This window comes from Salinarimonas soli, assembly GCF_008386575.1.
In the GTDB taxonomy this organism is placed as follows: Bacteria; Pseudomonadota; Alphaproteobacteria; order Rhizobiales; family Beijerinckiaceae; genus Salinarimonas_A; species Salinarimonas_A soli.
Window position 1 is genome coordinate 1 of record NZ_VUOA01000038.1, and the last position, 16410, is coordinate 16410.

11 protein-coding genes and 1 tRNA gene are annotated in these 16410 nt (G+C 66.8%); all 12 read left to right on the top strand.

The window, feature by feature from the left end:
• Positions 1–193: 193 nt before the first annotated feature.
• Positions 194–270, top strand: a tRNA-Trp gene (locus tag F0L46_RS21190).
• A gap of 195 nt (positions 271–465) precedes the next feature.
• The gene (gene secE, locus F0L46_RS21195; protein ID WP_149821326.1) at positions 466–663 is read left to right on the top strand and encodes a preprotein translocase subunit SecE; all 198 of its coding nucleotides are present in this window, start codon (positions 466–468) and stop codon (positions 661–663) included.
• 12 nt (positions 664–675) lie between these two features.
• Positions 676–1209 (top strand): transcription termination/antitermination protein NusG, encoded by a 534-nt coding sequence (gene nusG, locus F0L46_RS21200; RefSeq protein WP_149821328.1) that lies wholly within the window; start codon positions 676–678, stop codon positions 1207–1209.
• A 218-nt stretch (positions 1210–1427) separates the two neighbouring features.
• The gene (gene rplK, locus F0L46_RS21205; protein WP_149821329.1) at positions 1428–1877 is read left to right on the top strand and encodes a 50S ribosomal protein L11; all 450 of its coding nucleotides are present in this window, start codon (positions 1428–1430) and stop codon (positions 1875–1877) included.
• A 10-nt stretch (positions 1878–1887) separates the two neighbouring features.
• A complete protein-coding gene (rplA, locus tag F0L46_RS21210) occupies positions 1888–2586 on the top strand; it encodes a 50S ribosomal protein L1 (protein ID WP_149821331.1) in 699 nt (232 codons plus the stop codon).
• A gap of 570 nt (positions 2587–3156) precedes the next feature.
• Positions 3157–3675 (top strand): 50S ribosomal protein L10, encoded by a 519-nt coding sequence (gene rplJ / locus F0L46_RS21215; RefSeq protein ID WP_149821333.1) that lies wholly within the window; start codon positions 3157–3159, stop codon positions 3673–3675.
• Between the two features lie 49 nt (positions 3676–3724).
• Positions 3725–4099 (top strand): 50S ribosomal protein L7/L12, encoded by a 375-nt coding sequence (gene rplL / locus F0L46_RS21220; protein WP_149821335.1) that lies wholly within the window; start codon positions 3725–3727, stop codon positions 4097–4099.
• A 240-nt stretch (positions 4100–4339) separates the two neighbouring features.
• Positions 4340–8464 carry a DNA-directed RNA polymerase subunit beta gene (rpoB, locus tag F0L46_RS21225; protein ID WP_149821337.1) on the top strand — a complete coding sequence of 1375 codons (4125 nt, stop codon included), beginning with the start codon at positions 4340–4342 and terminating at the stop codon, positions 8462–8464.
• 124 nt (positions 8465–8588) lie between these two features.
• Positions 8589–12773 (top strand): DNA-directed RNA polymerase subunit beta', encoded by a 4185-nt coding sequence (gene rpoC / locus F0L46_RS21230; RefSeq protein ID WP_149821339.1) that lies wholly within the window; start codon positions 8589–8591, stop codon positions 12771–12773.
• A 504-nt stretch (positions 12774–13277) separates the two neighbouring features.
• Positions 13278–13649, top strand: a complete 372-nt coding sequence (rpsL, locus tag F0L46_RS21235; protein ID WP_149821341.1) for a 30S ribosomal protein S12 — start codon at positions 13278–13280, stop codon at positions 13647–13649.
• A gap of 104 nt (positions 13650–13753) precedes the next feature.
• The gene (gene rpsG, locus F0L46_RS21240; protein WP_149821343.1) at positions 13754–14224 is read left to right on the top strand and encodes a 30S ribosomal protein S7; all 471 of its coding nucleotides are present in this window, start codon (positions 13754–13756) and stop codon (positions 14222–14224) included.
• 26 nt (positions 14225–14250) lie between these two features.
• On the top strand, positions 14251–16326 hold the full coding sequence (gene fusA / locus F0L46_RS21245; RefSeq protein WP_149821345.1) for an elongation factor G: 2076 nt from the start codon (positions 14251–14253) through the stop codon (positions 16324–16326).
• Positions 16327–16410 lie beyond the last annotated feature (84 nt).

Genomic DNA, 16410 nt, shown 5'->3' on the forward strand with positions numbered 1-16410 from the left:
GCGTCGTCGCCCAGGTGATGGACTGATCCTTCCCGCCTTGCGGAGGTGGAACGAGCGGCGGGCCCTTGGGCCCGCCGTCTTCGTTTGCGGGGTGCGAGCCGCCCCTCTCCCCATGGGAGAGGGGAGGGTGTGACGCCAAATTCCCCTTGCGTGGTCCCAAGCCCTCGTCTAATCCCACCGGGCCGTCCGGCACAGGAGTGTAGCTCAACTGGTTAGAGCACCGGTCTCCAAAACCGGGGGTTGGGGGTTCGAGTCCCTCCACTCCTGCCAACGGCGGAATTCAGGGTCGCGCTCCTCGCGCCTCGGAATCGACAAGAGCGGCGGATTGCTTTAAAGCCCCCGCGCAATTACATGCTCATTCGGTTCAAGTGGCGCGGAGCGGATGCTTCGCGCCGCTTCGGTTTGGGCGAGACGGCGCACCCGTAGGGCGCGCTCAGGCGCTGCGGCGAGGTCTAAAGACAGGCGATGGCGAAGACGAACCCGTTCGAGTTCCTGCAGCAGGTGCGCTCCGAAGGCGCCAAGGTCACGTGGCCGACCCGCAAGGAAACCATGATCACGACCCTCATGGTGTTCGTGATGGTCGTGGTGGCGAGCATTTTCTTTCTGGTCATCGACCAGGTGGTCCGGCTGGGCGTGTCCTACGTCCTCGGCCTCGGCTCGTGAGGAGCGTGCGTCATGGCTAAGCGTTGGTACATCGTCCACGCCTATTCGAACTTCGAGAACAAGGTGGCGCAGTCCCTGCGCGACCAGGCCGACCAGCGCGGCCTCGCCGAGCGCTTCGAGGAGATCCTCGTGCCGACCGAGAAGGTCGTCGAGGTGCGCCGCGGCCGCAAGGTCGACACCGAGCGCAAGTTCTTCCCCGGCTACGTCCTCGTGAAGTGCGACCTCACCGACGAGGTCTACCACCTCATCAAGAATACCCCGAAGGTGACGGGCTTCCTGGGCGCCGACAAATCGAAGCCCGTGCCGATCCCGGACGCCGAGGCCGAGCGCATCAAGGGCCAGGTGGCCGAGGGCGTCGACCGTCCGAAGCCCTCCGTCCAGTTCGAGATCGGCGAATCGGTCCGCGTCGCCGACGGCCCCTTCGCGTCGTTCAACGGCGTCGTGGAGGAGGTCGACGAGGGCCGCGCCCGCCTGAAGGTCGCCGTGTCGATCTTCGGCCGCGCGACGCCGGTCGAGCTCGAATACGCCCAGGTCGAGAAGGTCTGATCGCCCTCTTTCCCCGCCTGCGGGCAGGGGCGAAGGGCGCACCATCTAGAATTCCGGTCCGAGCCCCGCTCCGGCCGTAATCGGCTCGCATGCGAGCCGCTCGAATCGCGGGAGATCCGCCCGGTCGCCACCCGGGACATGAAACGGATCGTACCGCGACCCCGAACCGCCTCTCGGCCGGCCGGCAGCCGGGGAGGGGCTTCATCTGGGAGCATCCCGTGGCCAAGAAGATTACGGGCTACATCAAGCTGCAGGTGCCCGCCGGCGCGGCCAATCCGTCGCCGCCGATCGGACCTGCCCTGGGCCAGCGCGGCCTCAACATCATGGAATTCTGCAAGGCCTTCAACGCGAAGACCGCGCAGATCGACAAGGGCACCCCGATCCCGGTGATCATCACCGCGTATCAGGACCGCTCCTTCACCTTCGAGATGAAGCAGCCGCCGGTGTCGTTCTTCCTCAAGAAGGCGGTCGGCCTCAAGATCGGCAAGAAGCCGGCCTCGGGTTCCAAGACCCCGGGCAAGGGCGCGCCGGTCGGCCGCATCACCGAGGCGCAGCTGCGCGAGATCGCCGAGAAGAAGCTCGTCGACCTCAACACCGACTCGGTCGACTCGGCCGTCGAGATGATCCGCGGCTCCGCTCGGGCCATGGGCCTCGAGATCGTGGCGTAAGGAGGCGAGCATGGCAAATCAAGGCAAGCGCATCCGCGGCGCCCGCGAGGGCATCGACCGGACCAAGCTCTACTCCCTCCAGGACGCCATCGCCCTCGTGAAGGGCCGGGCCAGCGCCAAGTTCGACGAGACCGTCGAGGTGGCGATGAACCTGGGCGTCGACCCGCGTCACGCCGACCAGATGGTCCGCGGCGTCTGCAACCTGCCCAACGGCTCCGGCCGCACCGTGCGGGTGGCGGTGTTCGCCCGCGGCGCCAAGGCCGACGACGCGCGCGCCGCCGGCGCCGACGTGGTCGGCGCGGAGGACCTCGTCGAGCGCGTCCAGGGCGGCACGATCGACTTCGACCGCTGCATCGCGACCCCGGACATGATGCCCCTCGTCGGGCGTCTGGGTAAGGTGCTGGGCCCGCGCGGCCTGATGCCGAACCCGAAGGTCGGCACCGTCACCATGGACGTGAAGGGCGCCGTCGAGGCCGCCAAGGGCGGCGCGGTGGAGTTCCGCGTCGAGAAGGCGGGCATCGTGCACGCCGGCATCGGCAAGGCCTCCTTCGACGAGCAGAAGCTCGTCGAGAACATCCGCGCCTTCGCCGACGCGGTGGCCAAGGCGAAGCCCGCTGGCGCCAAGGGCACCTACATCCAGCGCATCGCCGTCACCTCGACGATGGGCCCGGGCGTCAAGGTCGATCCGTCGAGCGTGCTCGGCGCCTGATCGGTCTTCTCGGACTGAACGAGACGAGACCCCGGGGCGCGAGCCCTGGGGTTTTTCGTTGCGCGGCTCTCCTCTCTCACAGGGAGAGGGGGCTCCTCGCCTGCGACCTGTTGGCACTTTTTTCACATCCCCTCTTGGCATCCGCGCCGAATGGGGTTAGGTAGCCCGATGAATTTCCAAATTCGTGCGGCTGGCGTCGGCTTTCGGGCCGAGCGTGGCCGCGTGAAATCCGCCCACGAGAGTGGGCGGTGACAGGCCGGCGGGCTCGGGAGCGTTTCGTCAGAAGCGAACCCTGGCCCCGTCCGGCTGTGTCCTGTCCGAGACTGCAGGCGCCGGCTCGCCGGCTTAAGCCCATCGGGACCTGCACAGACGGGGAAGGCCGAAATTTTGTCCGCTCAGGCGGACGGAGTGCTGGTTCGAACCATCTCGCCCGCCTGCCGGCCCTGTGGCCGTCGTGCGGGGGACAGGGCTTGCGAGAGCGTCGCCCAGACGCCCCGGCAGGCCGGGGTCGCATGGGCGACAGGTGAAACCGGCGGGACCGCAAAGGTTCCGTCAACCGGAGAGAGCCCAGTGGACAGAGCAGCAAAAGCTGAGCTCGTCTCGACGCTCAACGGCGTGTTCTCAACCACGTCCGTCGTCGTCGTGGCCCACTACAAGGGCCTCACGGTCGCCGACATGCAGAAGCTGCGCACGCAGATGAAGCAGGCCGGCGCCACCGTGAAGGTCGCCAAGAACAGCCTCGCCAAGATCGCTCTCGAAGGCACGGACGTCGCGTCCATCCAGGGGCTCATGAAGGGCCCCACCCTGATCGCTTTCTCGAGCGATCCGGTCGCGGCGCCGAAGGTCGCCGTCGACTTCGCCAAGGGCAACGACAAGCTCGTGATCCTCGGCGGAGCGATGGGTAAGACCGCTCTGAACCCGGACAGCGTGAAGGCACTCGCCACCATGCCGTCCCTGGACGAACTGCGTGCCAAGCTCGTGGGGCTCATCAATGCGCCCGCCACGAAGATCGCGCAGGTCGTCAACGCGCCGGCGGCGAAGCTCGCCCGCGTGTTCGGGGCCTATGCCAAGACCGACGAGGCGGCCTGAGGCCGTACCCAAACCCATCAACGTTCGAACCACACTGAAGGACTAAGCCATGGCTGATCTTGCCAAGCTCGTCGACGACCTGTCGACCCTGACCGTTCTCGAGGCCGCCGAGCTCGCGAAGATGCTCGAGGAGAAGTGGGGCGTCTCCGCCGCCGCCGCCGTCGCCGTGTCGGCCGGCCCGGCCGCCGCCGCCGCCGCTCCCGTCGAGGAGCAGACCGAGTTCAACGTGATCCTTGCCGCCGCCGGCGACAAGAAGATCGAGGTCATCAAGGAGGTCCGCGCGATCACCGGCCTCGGCCTCAAGGAGGCCAAGGACCTGGTCGAGGGCGCTCCCAAGGCCGTCAAGGAGGCCGTGTCCAAGGACGAGGCCGAGAAGATCAAGGCGACCCTCGAGAAGGTCGGCGCCAAGGTCGAGCTCAAGTGATCGGCGCGGGGCCGCTCGCGGCTCCGGTCATCTGAAAACGTCGACGGTCCCGGGTTTCGACCCGGGGCCGTCGTTTCCGTCCCGCACACCCGCTGCGGGGCGCCTGTTCCGGGGGTCCCCCGATCCCTGCCTTTCGAGTCGTTTCCGCCGACGCCGCCGTGCGTCGGACGGCTGACCCGGCGTCCGTTGCCGGGGTGTCCCGGTCGCCCGGTCAGCCGTGCATGAGGAGCTAGGTCAGACATGGCCAATACGCTGGTAGGCCGCAAGCGCATCCGCAAGTTCTTCGGCAAGATCCAGGAAGTCGCCGAGATGCCGAACCTCATCGAGGTTCAGAAGGCGTCCTACGACCAGTTCCTGATGGTCGACGAGCCGAAGGGCGGCCGGCCCGAGGAGGGCCTTCAGTCCGTCTTCAAGTCCGTGTTCCCGATCTCGGACTTCTCGAACACGGCGCTGCTGGAGTTCGTGAAGTACACCTTCGAGCAGCCGAAATACGACGTGGACGAGTGCCGCCAGCGCGGCATGACCTTCGCGGCGCCGCTCAAGGTGACCCTGCGCCTCATCGTGTTCGACGTGGACCCGGACACCCAGGCCCGCTCCGTGAAGGACATCAAGGAGCAGGACGTCTACATGGGCGACATGCCGCTCATGACGGACAACGGCACCTTCGTGGTGAACGGCACCGAGCGCGTCATCGTCTCGCAGATGCACCGCTCGCCGGGCGTGTTCTTCGACCACGACAAGGGCAAGACCCACTCGTCGGGCAAGCTCCTGTTCGCCGCGCGCATCATCCCCTATCGCGGCTCGTGGCTCGACATCGAGTTCGACGCGAAGGACATCGTGTACGCGCGCATCGACCGCAAGCGTAAGATCCCCGTCACCTCGCTCCTCTTCGCTCTCGGCCTGAACCCCGAGGAGATCCTCAACACGTTCTACAACCGCATCGTCTATACCCGGACGGCGGATGGCTGGCGCGTGCCCTACGAGGCCGAGCGGATGCGCGGCTTCAAGGCGACCGTCGATCTCGTCGACGCCGACAGCGGCGAGGTGGTGCTCGAGGCCGGCAAGAAGCTGACCGCCCGCGCCGCGCGCCAGCTCGCCGAGAAGGGCCTCAAGGCCCTTCGCGCCACGGACGAGGACCTCTACGGCCAGTACGTGGCCGAGGACATGGTCAACGTCACCACCGGCGAGATCTATGCCGAGGCGGGCGACGAGATCTCCGAGAAGTCGCTGCGCGTCCTCACCGAGGCCGGCGTCGACGAGCTCGCGGTGCTCGACATCGACCACGTCACGATCGGTCCCTACATCCGCAACACGCTCGCCGTCGACAAGAACTCGCTGCGCGAGGAAGCCTTGTTCGACATCTACCGCGTCATGCGTCCCGGCGAGCCGCCGACGCTCGACACGGCGGAGGCGATGTTCCACTCGCTGTTCTTCGACGCCGAGCGCTACGACCTCTCCGCGGTCGGCCGCGTGAAGATGAACATGCGCCTCGACCTCGACGCCGAGGACACGGTGCGCACGCTGCGCCGCGAGGACATGCTCGCGGTCGTCAAGGCGCTTGTGGACCTGCGCGACGGCAAGGGCGAGGTGGACGACATCGACCACCTCGGCAACCGCCGCGTCCGCTCGGTGGGCGAGCTCATGGAGAACCAGTACCGCCTGGGTCTCCTGCGCATGGAGCGCGCCATCAAGGAGCGCATGTCGTCGGTCGACATCGACACCGTCATGCCCCAGGACCTGATCAACGCGAAGCCCGCGGCCGCGGCCGTGCGCGAGTTCTTCGGCTCGTCGCAGCTCTCGCAGTTCATGGACCAGACGAACCCGCTCTCGGAGGTCACCCACAAGCGCCGCCTCTCGGCGCTTGGCCCCGGCGGCCTCACCCGCGAGCGCGCGGGCTTCGAGGTGCGCGACGTGCACCCGACGCACTACGGCCGCATCTGCCCGATCGAGACGCCGGAAGGCCCGAATATCGGCCTCATCAACTCGCTCGCCACCTTCGCGCGGGTGAACAAGTACGGCTTCATCGAGACCCCGTTCCGGCGCGTGCGCGACGGCCGGGTCCAGGAAGAGGTGATCTACCTCTCGGCCATGGAAGAGGCGAAGTACAACGTCGCCCAGGCGAACGCGGCCATCGGCGCCGACGGCATGCTGACCGATGAGCTCGTGATCTGCCGCCGCGCGGGCGACAACATCGTCGTCTCGCCCGACCGCGTCGACCTCATGGACGTGAGCCCGAAGCAGCTTGTGTCGGTCGCGGCCGCGCTCATCCCGTTCCTCGAGAACGACGACGCGAACCGCGCCCTCATGGGCTCCAACATGCAGCGCCAGGCGGTGCCGCTGGTCCAGGCCGACGCTCCCTTCGTGGGCACGGGCATGGAAGCGGTGGTGGCCCGCGACTCGGGCGCCGCGATCGCGGCGCGCCGGACGGGCATCATCGACCAGGTGGACGCCACGCGTATCGTCATCCGCGCCACGGAAGAGGCCGATCCCAGCAAGCCTGGCGTCGACATCTACCGGCTGATGAAGTTCCAGCGCTCGAACCAGAACACCTGCATCACGCAGAAGCCCCTGGTCCGGGTCGGCGAGCACGTCCGCAAGGGCGACATCATCGCCGACGGCCCCTCGACCGAGCTCGGCGAGCTCGCGCTCGGCCGCAACGTCCTCGTCGCGTTCATGCCGTGGAACGGCTACAACTTCGAGGACTCGATCCTGCTCTCCGAGCGGATCGTGAAGGACGACGTGTTCACCTCGATCCACATCGAGGAGTTCGAGGTGATGGCCCGGGACACCAAGCTCGGTCCCGAGGAGATCACCCGCGACATCCCGAACGTGTCGGAGGAGGCGCTCAAGAACCTCGACGAAGCCGGCATCGTCTATATCGGGGCCGAGGTGAACGCGGGCGACATCCTCGTCGGCAAGATCACGCCGAAGGGCGAAAGCCCGATGACGCCGGAGGAGAAGCTCCTGCGCGCTATCTTCGGCGAGAAGGCCTCGGACGTGCGCGACACCTCGCTGCGCGTGCCCCCGGGCGTCACGGGCACCGTCGTCGAGGTGCGGGTGTTCAACCGGCACGGCGTCGACAAGGACGAGCGCGCCCAGGCCATCGAGCGCGAGGAGATCGAGCGTCTCGCCAAGGACCGTGACGACGAGCAGGCCATCCTGGACCGCAACACCTATGCGCGTCTCGGCGAGCTTCTCGTCGGGCAGACGGCGATCGCCGGACCCAAGGGTTTCCGCAAGGACACCGAGGTCACCCGGCAGTCCCTGAGCGACTTCCCGCGCTCGCAATGGTGGGCCTACGCGGTGGCCGACGACGCCCGCATGGCCGAGATCGAGGCGATCCAGCGGCAATACGACGAGTCGAAGAAGCGCCTCGAGCAGCGCTTCCTCGACAAGGTCGAGAAGCTGCAGCGCGGCGACGAGCTGCCCCCGGGCGTCATGAAGATGGTCAAGGTCTTCGTGGCGGTGAAGCGCAAGATCCAGCCGGGCGACAAGATGGCCGGCCGTCACGGCAACAAGGGCGTCGTGTCGCGGATCGTGCCGATCGAGGACATGCCGTTCCTGGAGGACGGGACCCATGTCGACATCGTGCTGAACCCGCTTGGCGTGCCGAGCCGCATGAATGTCGGTCAGATCCTCGAGACCCACCTCGGCTGGGCCGCGGCGGGCTTGGGCCGGCAGGTCGCCAAGGCCGTGGAAGCGTACCAGCGCTCCCACGACGCCTCCGAGCTGCGCCGGACGATGACCGACATCTACGGCAACGAGGAGGGCTTCGACACGATGGAGGAGGAGACCCTCCTGGAGCTCGGCACCAACGTGCGCCGCGGCGTCCCCTTCGCGACTCCCGTCTTCGACGGCGCGAAGGAGGCCGACATCGAGCGCATGCTGGAGATGGCGGGGCTCGACCGGTCGGGTCAGGTCCAGCTCTTCGACGGCCGCACGGGCGAGCCCTTCGATCGCCGGGTCACGGTCGGCTACATCTACATGCTGAAGCTGCACCACCTCGTGGACGACAAGATCCACGCCCGCTCCATCGGCCCCTACTCGCTCGTCACCCAGCAGCCGCTGGGGGGCAAGGCGCAGTTCGGCGGCCAGCGCTTCGGCGAGATGGAGGTGTGGGCGCTCGAGGCCTACGGCGCGGCCTACACGCTGCAGGAGATGCTCACCGTCAAGTCGGACGACGTGGCCGGCCGCACCAAGGTCTACGAGGCCATCGTGCGCGGCGACGACACCTTCGAGGCCGGCATTCCGGAGAGCTTCAACGTGCTCGTGAAGGAAATGCGCTCGCTGGGTCTCAACGTCGAGCTGACCTCGACCAAGCGGGCGGCCAACGAGCTCTCGCCTCCCTCCGAGGCGGCTGAATGACGCCCTTGTCCAAGGGCTGACCGGACATGACATCAGCCGCGGGGCGGGGCTCCGCGGCACCCAATAATTGCCGGCGGGCGGCCGTGACGATCACGCTCCGGCCCCCACGACCCAGGAGACGGCGATGAATCAAGAGGTCATGAATCTCTTCAACACCGCGGCCCAGCCGCAGAGCTTCGATCAGATCAAGATCTCGATCGCGAGCCCGGAGAAGATTCTGTCCTGGTCCTACGGCGAGATCAAGAAGCCGGAGACCATCAACTACCGGACATTCAAGCCCGAGCGTGACGGCCTCTTCTGCGCGCGCATCTTCGGCCCCATCAAGGACTATGAGTGCTTGTGCGGCAAGTACAAGCGCATGAAGTACAAGGGCGTGATCTGCGAGAAGTGCGGCGTCGAGGTGACGCTCGCGCGCGTCCGTCGCGACCGCATGGGCCACATCGAGCTCGCCGCTCCCGTGGCGCATATCTGGTTCCTGAAGTCGCTGCCCTCGCGCATCGGCCTCCTGCTCGACATGACGCTCAAGGACCTCGAGCGCATCCTCTATTTCGAGTCCTATGTCGTCATCGAGCCGGGCCTGACCCCCCTCAAGGAGCGTCAGCTCCTGTCCGAGGACGAGTATATCCGCGCGCAGGAGGAGTACGGCGACGACTCCTTCACGGCGCTGATCGGCGCCGAGGCGATCCGCAAGATCCTCCAGGACCTCGACCTGGAGAAGACCGCGATCGACCTGCGTCACGAGATCTCGGTCACGACGTCGGAGCTGAAGCCCAAGAAGCTCATGAAGCGCCTCAAGATCATCGAGGCGTTCATGATGTCGGGCAACAAGCCCGAGTGGATGATCCTGACGGTGGTCCCCGTGATCCCGCCGGATCTGCGTCCGCTCGTGCCGCTCGACGGCGGCCGCTTCGCGACCTCGGACCTGAACGACCTCTACCGCCGCGTCATCAACCGCAACAACCGCTTGAAGCGCCTCATCGAGCTGCGCGCTCCGGACATCATCATCCGGAACGAGAAGCGCATGCTCCAGGAGGCGGTCGACGCGCTGTTCGACAACGGGCGGCGCGGCCGCGTCATCACCGGCGCCAACAAGCGCCCGCTGAAGTCGCTCGCCGATATGCTCAAGGGCAAGCAGGGCCGGTTCCGCCAGAACCTGCTCGGCAAGCGCGTGGACTATTCGGGCCGCTCCGTCATCGTCGTCGGCCCCGAGCTGAAGCTGCACCAGTGCGGCCTGCCCAAGAAGATGGCGCTTGAGCTCTTCAAGCCCTTCATCTACGCGCGCCTCGACGCCAAGGGCCTGTCGGCCACGGTGAAGCAGGCCAAGAAGCTCGTCGAGAAGGAGAAGCCGGAGGTCTGGGACATCCTGGACGAGGTCATCCGCGAGCATCCGGTGCTGCTCAACCGCGCGCCGACGCTGCACCGCCTCGGCATCCAGGCCTTCGAGCCCGTCCTCATCGAGGGCAAGGCGATCCAGCTGCACCCGCTCGTCTGCGCGGCGTTCAACGCCGACTTCGACGGCGACCAGATGGCGGTCCACGTGCCGCTGTCGCTCGAGGCGCAGCTCGAAGCCCGCGTGCTGATGATGTCGACGAACAACATCCTGCACCCGGCGAACGGCGCCCCGATCATCGTGCCGAGCCAAGACATCGTGCTCGGGCTCTACTACCTCTCGATCGTCTCCGACGGCGAGCCCGGCCAGGGCAAGGTGTTCGGCGACATCGGCGAGCTGGAGCATGCGCTGCACGAGCGCATCATCACGCTGCACTCCAAGATCAAGTACCGCGCGACGAGCCTCGGCGAGGACGGCAAGCCCTTCACCAAGGTCTACGACACCACGCCCGGCCGCGTGATCCTCTCCCGCGTCCTGCCACGGCACGAGCGCGTCCCCTTCGACGTCGTGAACAAGCTCATGACGAAGAAGGAGATCTCGAACATGATCGACACCGTCTACCGCACCTGCGGCCAGAAGGAGTCGGTGATCTTCTGCGACCGCATCATGGGTCTGGGCTTCTACCACGCGTTCAAGGCCGGCATCTCGTTCGGCAAGGACGACATGGTGGTGCCGGAGAACAAGTGGTCGATCGTCGAGGAGACTCGCTCGCTCGTGAAGGATTACGAGCAGCAGTACAACGACGGCCTGATCACCCAGGGCGAGAAGTACAACAAGGTGGTCGACGCTTGGGCCAAGTGCTCGGACCGTCTCGCCGGCGAGATGATGAACCGCATCTCGTCCGTGAAGAAGGATGACGCCGGCCGCGACAAGCCCGTGAACTCCATCTACATGATGAGCCACTCGGGCGCCCGCGGCTCGCCGGCCCAGATGAAGCAGCTCGCCGCGATGCGCGGCCTCATGGCCAAGCCCTCCGGCGAGATCATCGAGACGCCGATCATCTCGAACTTCAAGGAAGGCCTGGACGTGCTCGAGTACTTCAACTCGACGCACGGCGCCCGGAAGGGCCTCGCCGACACCGCGCTCAAGACGGCCAACTCGGGCTACCTGACCCGCCGCCTCGTCGACGTGGCCCAGGACGCGGTCATCCGCGAAGTGGACTGCGCCACGACGAAGGGCATCAAGATGCGTGCCATCGTTGATGCCGGCCAGGTCGTCGCCTCGCTTGCCTCGCGCATCCTCGGCCGCACCGCCGCCGAGGATCTGACGACGGCGGACGGCGAGGTCATCGTTCCGGCCGGGACGATGATCGAGGAGTGGCATATCGAGCCGATCAACGCGGCCGGTATCCAGGAGGTGAAGATCCGCTCGGTGCTCGTCTGCGAGACGCGCAACGGCGTCTGCGCCGCCTGCTACGGCCGGGATCTCGCCCGCGGCACCACCGTCAACCAGGGTGAGGCCGTCGGCGTCATCGCGGCGCAGTCCATCGGCGAGCCGGGCACCCAGCTCACCATGCGCACCTTCCACATCGGCGGCGCGGCGCAGATCGCGGACTCGTCCTTCATCGAGGCCACCTTCGAGGGGACGATCCGCCTGCGCAACCGCAACGCGGCGCGCAACTCCGATGGCGACCTGATCGTCATGGGGCGCAACGTCGCCGTGGTGATCGTCGGCGCCGACGGCGTCGAGCGTGCGGTCCATCGCATCCAATACGGCGCGCGCCTGCGCGTCGACGAGGGCGATGCGATCAAGCGCGGCCAGCGCATCGCCGAGTGGGACCCCTACACCCGTCCGATCCTCACCGAGGTCGACGGCACGGTGGGCTACGAGGATCTGATCGACGGCCAGAGCATCACCGAGACCACGGACGAGACGACCGGCATCGCCAAGCGCGTCGTCATCGACTGGCGCGGCTCGTCGCGCACGGCGGACCTGCGTCCGGCTCTCGTGGTGCATGGTACGGACGGCAAGATCGCCAAGCTGCCCCGCGGCAGCGAGGCCCGCTACCTTCTGCCCGTGGACGCCATCATCGGCTATGCCCCGGGCGGCAAGGTGAAGGCCGGCGACGTGCTGGCCCGCGTCTCGACCGAGAGCGCCAAGACCCGCGACATCACCGGCGGTCTCCCGCGGGTGGCGGAGCTGTTCGAGGCGCGGCGGCCGAAGGACGCGGCGATCATCGCCGAGAAGTCGGGGACCATCCAGTTCGGGCGCGACTACAAGAACAAGCGCCGCCTGACGCTGACCCCGCACGACGGCTCCGAGGCGGTCGAGTACCTCATCCCCAAGGGCAAGCACATCCACTTGCAGGACGGGGACGTGGTCGAGGTCGGCGACTTCATCGTCGACGGCAACCCGGCGCCGCACGACATCCTGGCGATCAAGGGCGTGGAGGAGCTTGCCGCCTACCTCGTCAACGAGATCCAGGAGGTCTACCGGCTCCAGGGCGTGCTCATCAACGACAAGCACATCGAGGTGATCGTCCGCCAGATGCTGCAGAAGGTCGAGATCACGGACGGGGGCGATTCCGACCTCCTGTCCGGCGAGCAGGTCGACCGCCTGGAGCTCGTCGAGATCAACGAGAAGCTCGAAGGGGAGGGGAAGAAGCCCGCCTCCGGGGTGCCGGTCCTGCTCGGCATCACCAAGGCGTCGCTCCAGACCCGCTCCTTCATCTCGGCGGCGTCCTTCCAGGAGACCACCCGCGTCCTCACCGAGGCGGCGGTCAACGGGAAGACCGACAACCTGGAGGGCCTCAAGGAGAACGTCATCGTCGGCTCGCTCATCCCGGCCGGCACGGGCTCCACGATGATGCGCCTCCAGAGCGTGGCCCAGCGCCGCGACGACCTGATCATGGCCCAGAAGGCCAGCGACTCGGGCGCCGTGACCCCTGGCAACGCGGAGCAGCTGCCCGCGGCGGAGTGATCCGCAGCCGCGGACGCCTCTCGCGATCAAGAAGGGCCGCCCCTCGGGGCGGCCTTTTCGTTTTCGGAGTGCTTCGACACCCCAAAGCCATGCGTCACACGCGGCGAACCCTTGCGGAAGGGCAGGGAAGACCCGATTTAGTGTTGACGCGGGGCGACTCGCGGACTAGAAGCACCGGACTTGCCGGCTGGCCGTAGGCGACCGACGATCGAAGCGACTCGCAACGATCCATGTTCCCCTAAACGCTGCCGAACTTAACACGACTGACACATCGTCAGCTTTGGGGCACGACCGCGGATCTTCCGTGGTCCTCTGCGTTCGTGTCGCGCTGAGGGTTCCGACGAACCCGTGGCGCGGTTTCGTTTTGCGTGCACCTGCACCGGGCGACGCGAGACCCAAGGGCTGAAGAGGCCAGGACGGCGTCGGCGCCGATCGTTCCACGATCGCGGCGGCACAGGGACAAGGGTGGTCGCTCGCGCGACCAAAAGGACAAGAGGGCATAGAATGCCGACGATCAGCCAGCTGATCCGCAAGCCGCGGGTCGCTCAGAAGAGCCGGAACAAGGTGCCCGCTCTTGATGCGTGCCCCCAGAAGCGCGGCGTCTGCACGCGCGTCTACACGACGACCCCGAAGAAGCCGAACTCGGCGCTCCGCAAGGTCGCGAAGGTTCGCCTGACGAACGGCTTCGAGGTCATCGGCTACATCCCCGGCGAGGGCCATAACCTCCAGGAGCACTCGGTGGTCATGATCCGCGGCGGCCGCGTCAAGGACCTGCCCGGCGTGCGCTACCACATCCTGCGCGGCGTCCTCGACACACAGGGCGTCAAGAACCGCAAGCAGCGCCGTTCGAAGTACGGCGCCAAGCGTCCGAAGTGACCCGCACGGCGGGTCGTCGCCGGGTCTGACCCGGGAGCGATCCGACGGATGGCCGGCGCCAGCCCGGTCGTGACACAGAGCAGAATTCTAGGACGGAGCAACTCATGTCCCGCCGCCACAGCGCCGAGAAGCGCGAAATCATCCCGGACCCGAAGTTCGGCGACATCGTCGTGACGAAGTTCATGAACTCGATCATGTATGACGGCAAGAAGTCGGTCGCCGAGTCGATCGTCTACGGCGCCTTCGACATCATCGAGACCCGCGCCAAGCAGAACCCCCTCGAGGTGTTCAAGAGCGCCCTCGAGAACGTCGCCCCGGCGATCGAGGTCCGCTCCCGCCGCGTCGGTGGCGCCACCTACCAGGTGCCGGTCGAGGTCCGCCACGAGCGCCGTCAGGCGCTGGCGATCCGCTGGCTCATCCAGGCCGCTCGCGGCCGCAACGACAAGACCATGGTCGACCGTTTGTCGGCGGAACTGCTGGACGCCGCGAACAACCGCGGCTCCGCCGTGAAGAAGCGCGAGGACACGCACCGCATGGCGGAAGCGAACCGCGCCTTCTCGCACTACCGCTGGTAACGGCTGGACCCTTCAGGAGCGATACGATGCCCCGCACGCACGCGATCGAGGACTACCGCAACTTCGGCATCATGGCCCACATCGATGCCGGCAAGACCACGACGACCGAGCGGATCCTCTACTACACCGGCAAGTCCCACAAGATCGGCGAGGTGCATGAAGGCGCCGCGACGATGGACTGGATGGAGCAGGAGCAGGAGCGGGGCATCACGATCACCTCCGCCGCGACCACGTGCTTCTGGCACGGCAAGCGCCTGAACATCATCGACACTCCCGGCCACGTGGACTTCACCATCGAGGTTGAGCGCAGCTTGCGCGTCCTCGACGGCGCGGTGTGCGTTCTCGACGGCAACCAGGGCGTCGAGCCCCAGACCGAGACGGTGTGGCGCCAGGCCGACAAGTACGACGTTCCCCGCATCGTGTTCGTCAACAAGATGGACAAGATCGGCGCGAACTTCTTCAGCTGCGTGGCCGACATCATCGACCGCGTCGCCGGCAAGCCCGTCTGCCTCCAGCTCCCCATCGGCGCCGAGAGCGACTTCAAGGGCGTCATCGACCTGATCAAGATGAAGGCTCTGGTTTGGTCCGGCGAGGCGCTCGGCGCCTCCTTCGACGAGGTCGAGATCCCGGCCGACCTGCAGGATCAGGCGGTCGAGTATCGCGGCAAGCTCATCGAGGCCGCGGTCGAGATGGACGACGACGCCATGGTGGCCTATCTCGACGGCCAGGAGCCCGACGAGGACACCCTGCGCCGCCTCGTGCGCACGGCCGTCCAGCGCCGCGCCTTCCATCCCGTGCTCTGCGGCTCGGCGTTCAAGAACAAGGGCGTGCAGCCCCTGCTCGACGCCGTCGTCGACTTCCTGCCCTCGCCCGCCGATCGCGGCGCTGTGAGCGGCACTAACCCCGACACCGACGAGCCCATGGAGCGCCGTCCGCTCGACACCGAGCCGTTCTCCATGCTCGCGTTCAAGATCATGGACGACCCCTTCGTCGGCACGATCACCTTCTGCCGCGTCTATTCGGGCAAGGTCGACACCGGCGCGTCGCTGGTGAACTCCACCCGCGACAAGAAGGAGCGCGTCGGCCGCATGCTCCTGATGCACGCGAACAACCGCGAGGACATCAAGGAGGCCTTCGCCGGCGACATCGTCGCGCTGGCCGGCCTCAAGGACGTCCGCACCGGCGACACGCTGTGCGACCCGCTCAAGCCGGTGATCCTCGAGAAGATGGAGTTCCCCGAGCCCGTCATCGAGATCGCCATCGAGCCGAAGTCGAAGGCGGACCAGGAGAAGCTCGGCATCGCGCTCTCCAAGCTCGCCGCGGAGGATCCGTCCTTCCGCGTGTCGACGGACCAGGAGTCGGGCCAGACCATCCTCAAGGGGATGGGCGAGCTCCACCTCGACATCAAGGTCGACATCCTGCGCCGCACCTACAAGGTCGACGCGAACATCGGCGCGCCTCAGGTGGCGTACCGCGAGACGATCACCCGTCGCTCCGAGGTGGACTACACCCACAAGAAGCAGACGGGCGGCACGGGCCAGTTCGCCCGCGTGAAGCTCGTCATCGAGCCGAACGAGCAGGGCAAGGGCTTCGAGTTCGAGTCGAAGATCGTCGGCGGCACGGTGCCCAAGGAGTACATCCCGGGCGTCGAGAAGGGTCTCAACTCGGTCATCGGGTCGGGCGTGGTCGCGGGCTTCCCCGTAGTCGACGTCAAGGTCCAGCTGATCGACGGCGCCTTCCACGAGGTGGACTCGTCGGCGCTCGCCTTCGAGATCGCGTCCCGCGCGGCGCTCCGTGAGGGCCTCCAGAAGGGCTCCTCGGTGCTGCTCGAGCCGATCATGAAGGTCGAGGTCGTGACGCCCGAGGACTATACGGGCTCGGTCATCGGCGACCTGAACTCCCGGCGCGGCCAGATCCAGGGCCAGGACATGCGCGGCAACGCGGTCGTCATCAACGCGATGGTGCCGCTCGCCAACATGTTCGGCTACGTGAACACCCTGCGCTCCATGAGCCAGGGGCGCGCCAACTACACGATGCAGTTCGACCACTACGAGCAGGTGCCGTCGAACGTGGCTGCCGAGGTGCAGGCGAAGTACGCGTAACGCGTCCCTCGCTCCCTCCTACGCTGATCCGAATGCAAGCGACCCACTGAAGGAAGCTGGCCATGGCCAAAGAGAAGTTTTCGC

Excerpts from the sequence above, each read along its gene's own strand:
- rplA (WP_149821331.1), top strand. The coding sequence starts at position 1,888 with ATGGCAAATCAAGGCAAGCGCATCCGCGGCGCCCGCGAGGGCATCGAC.
- nusG (WP_149821328.1), top strand. The coding sequence starts at position 676 with ATGGCTAAGCGTTGGTACATCGTCCACGCCTATTCGAACTTCGAGAAC.
- rpsG (WP_149821343.1), top strand. The coding sequence starts at position 13,754 with ATGTCCCGCCGCCACAGCGCCGAGAAGCGCGAAATCATCCCGGACCCG.
- rpoC (WP_149821339.1), top strand. The coding sequence starts at position 8,589 with ATGAATCAAGAGGTCATGAATCTCTTCAACACCGCGGCCCAGCCGCAG.
- rplL (WP_149821335.1), top strand. The coding sequence starts at position 3,725 with ATGGCTGATCTTGCCAAGCTCGTCGACGACCTGTCGACCCTGACCGTT.
- secE (WP_149821326.1), top strand. The coding sequence starts at position 466 with ATGGCGAAGACGAACCCGTTCGAGTTCCTGCAGCAGGTGCGCTCCGAA.
- fusA (WP_149821345.1), top strand. The coding sequence starts at position 14,251 with ATGCCCCGCACGCACGCGATCGAGGACTACCGCAACTTCGGCATCATG.
- rpsL (WP_149821341.1), top strand. The coding sequence starts at position 13,278 with ATGCCGACGATCAGCCAGCTGATCCGCAAGCCGCGGGTCGCTCAGAAG.
- rpoB (WP_149821337.1), top strand. The coding sequence starts at position 4,340 with ATGGCCAATACGCTGGTAGGCCGCAAGCGCATCCGCAAGTTCTTCGGC.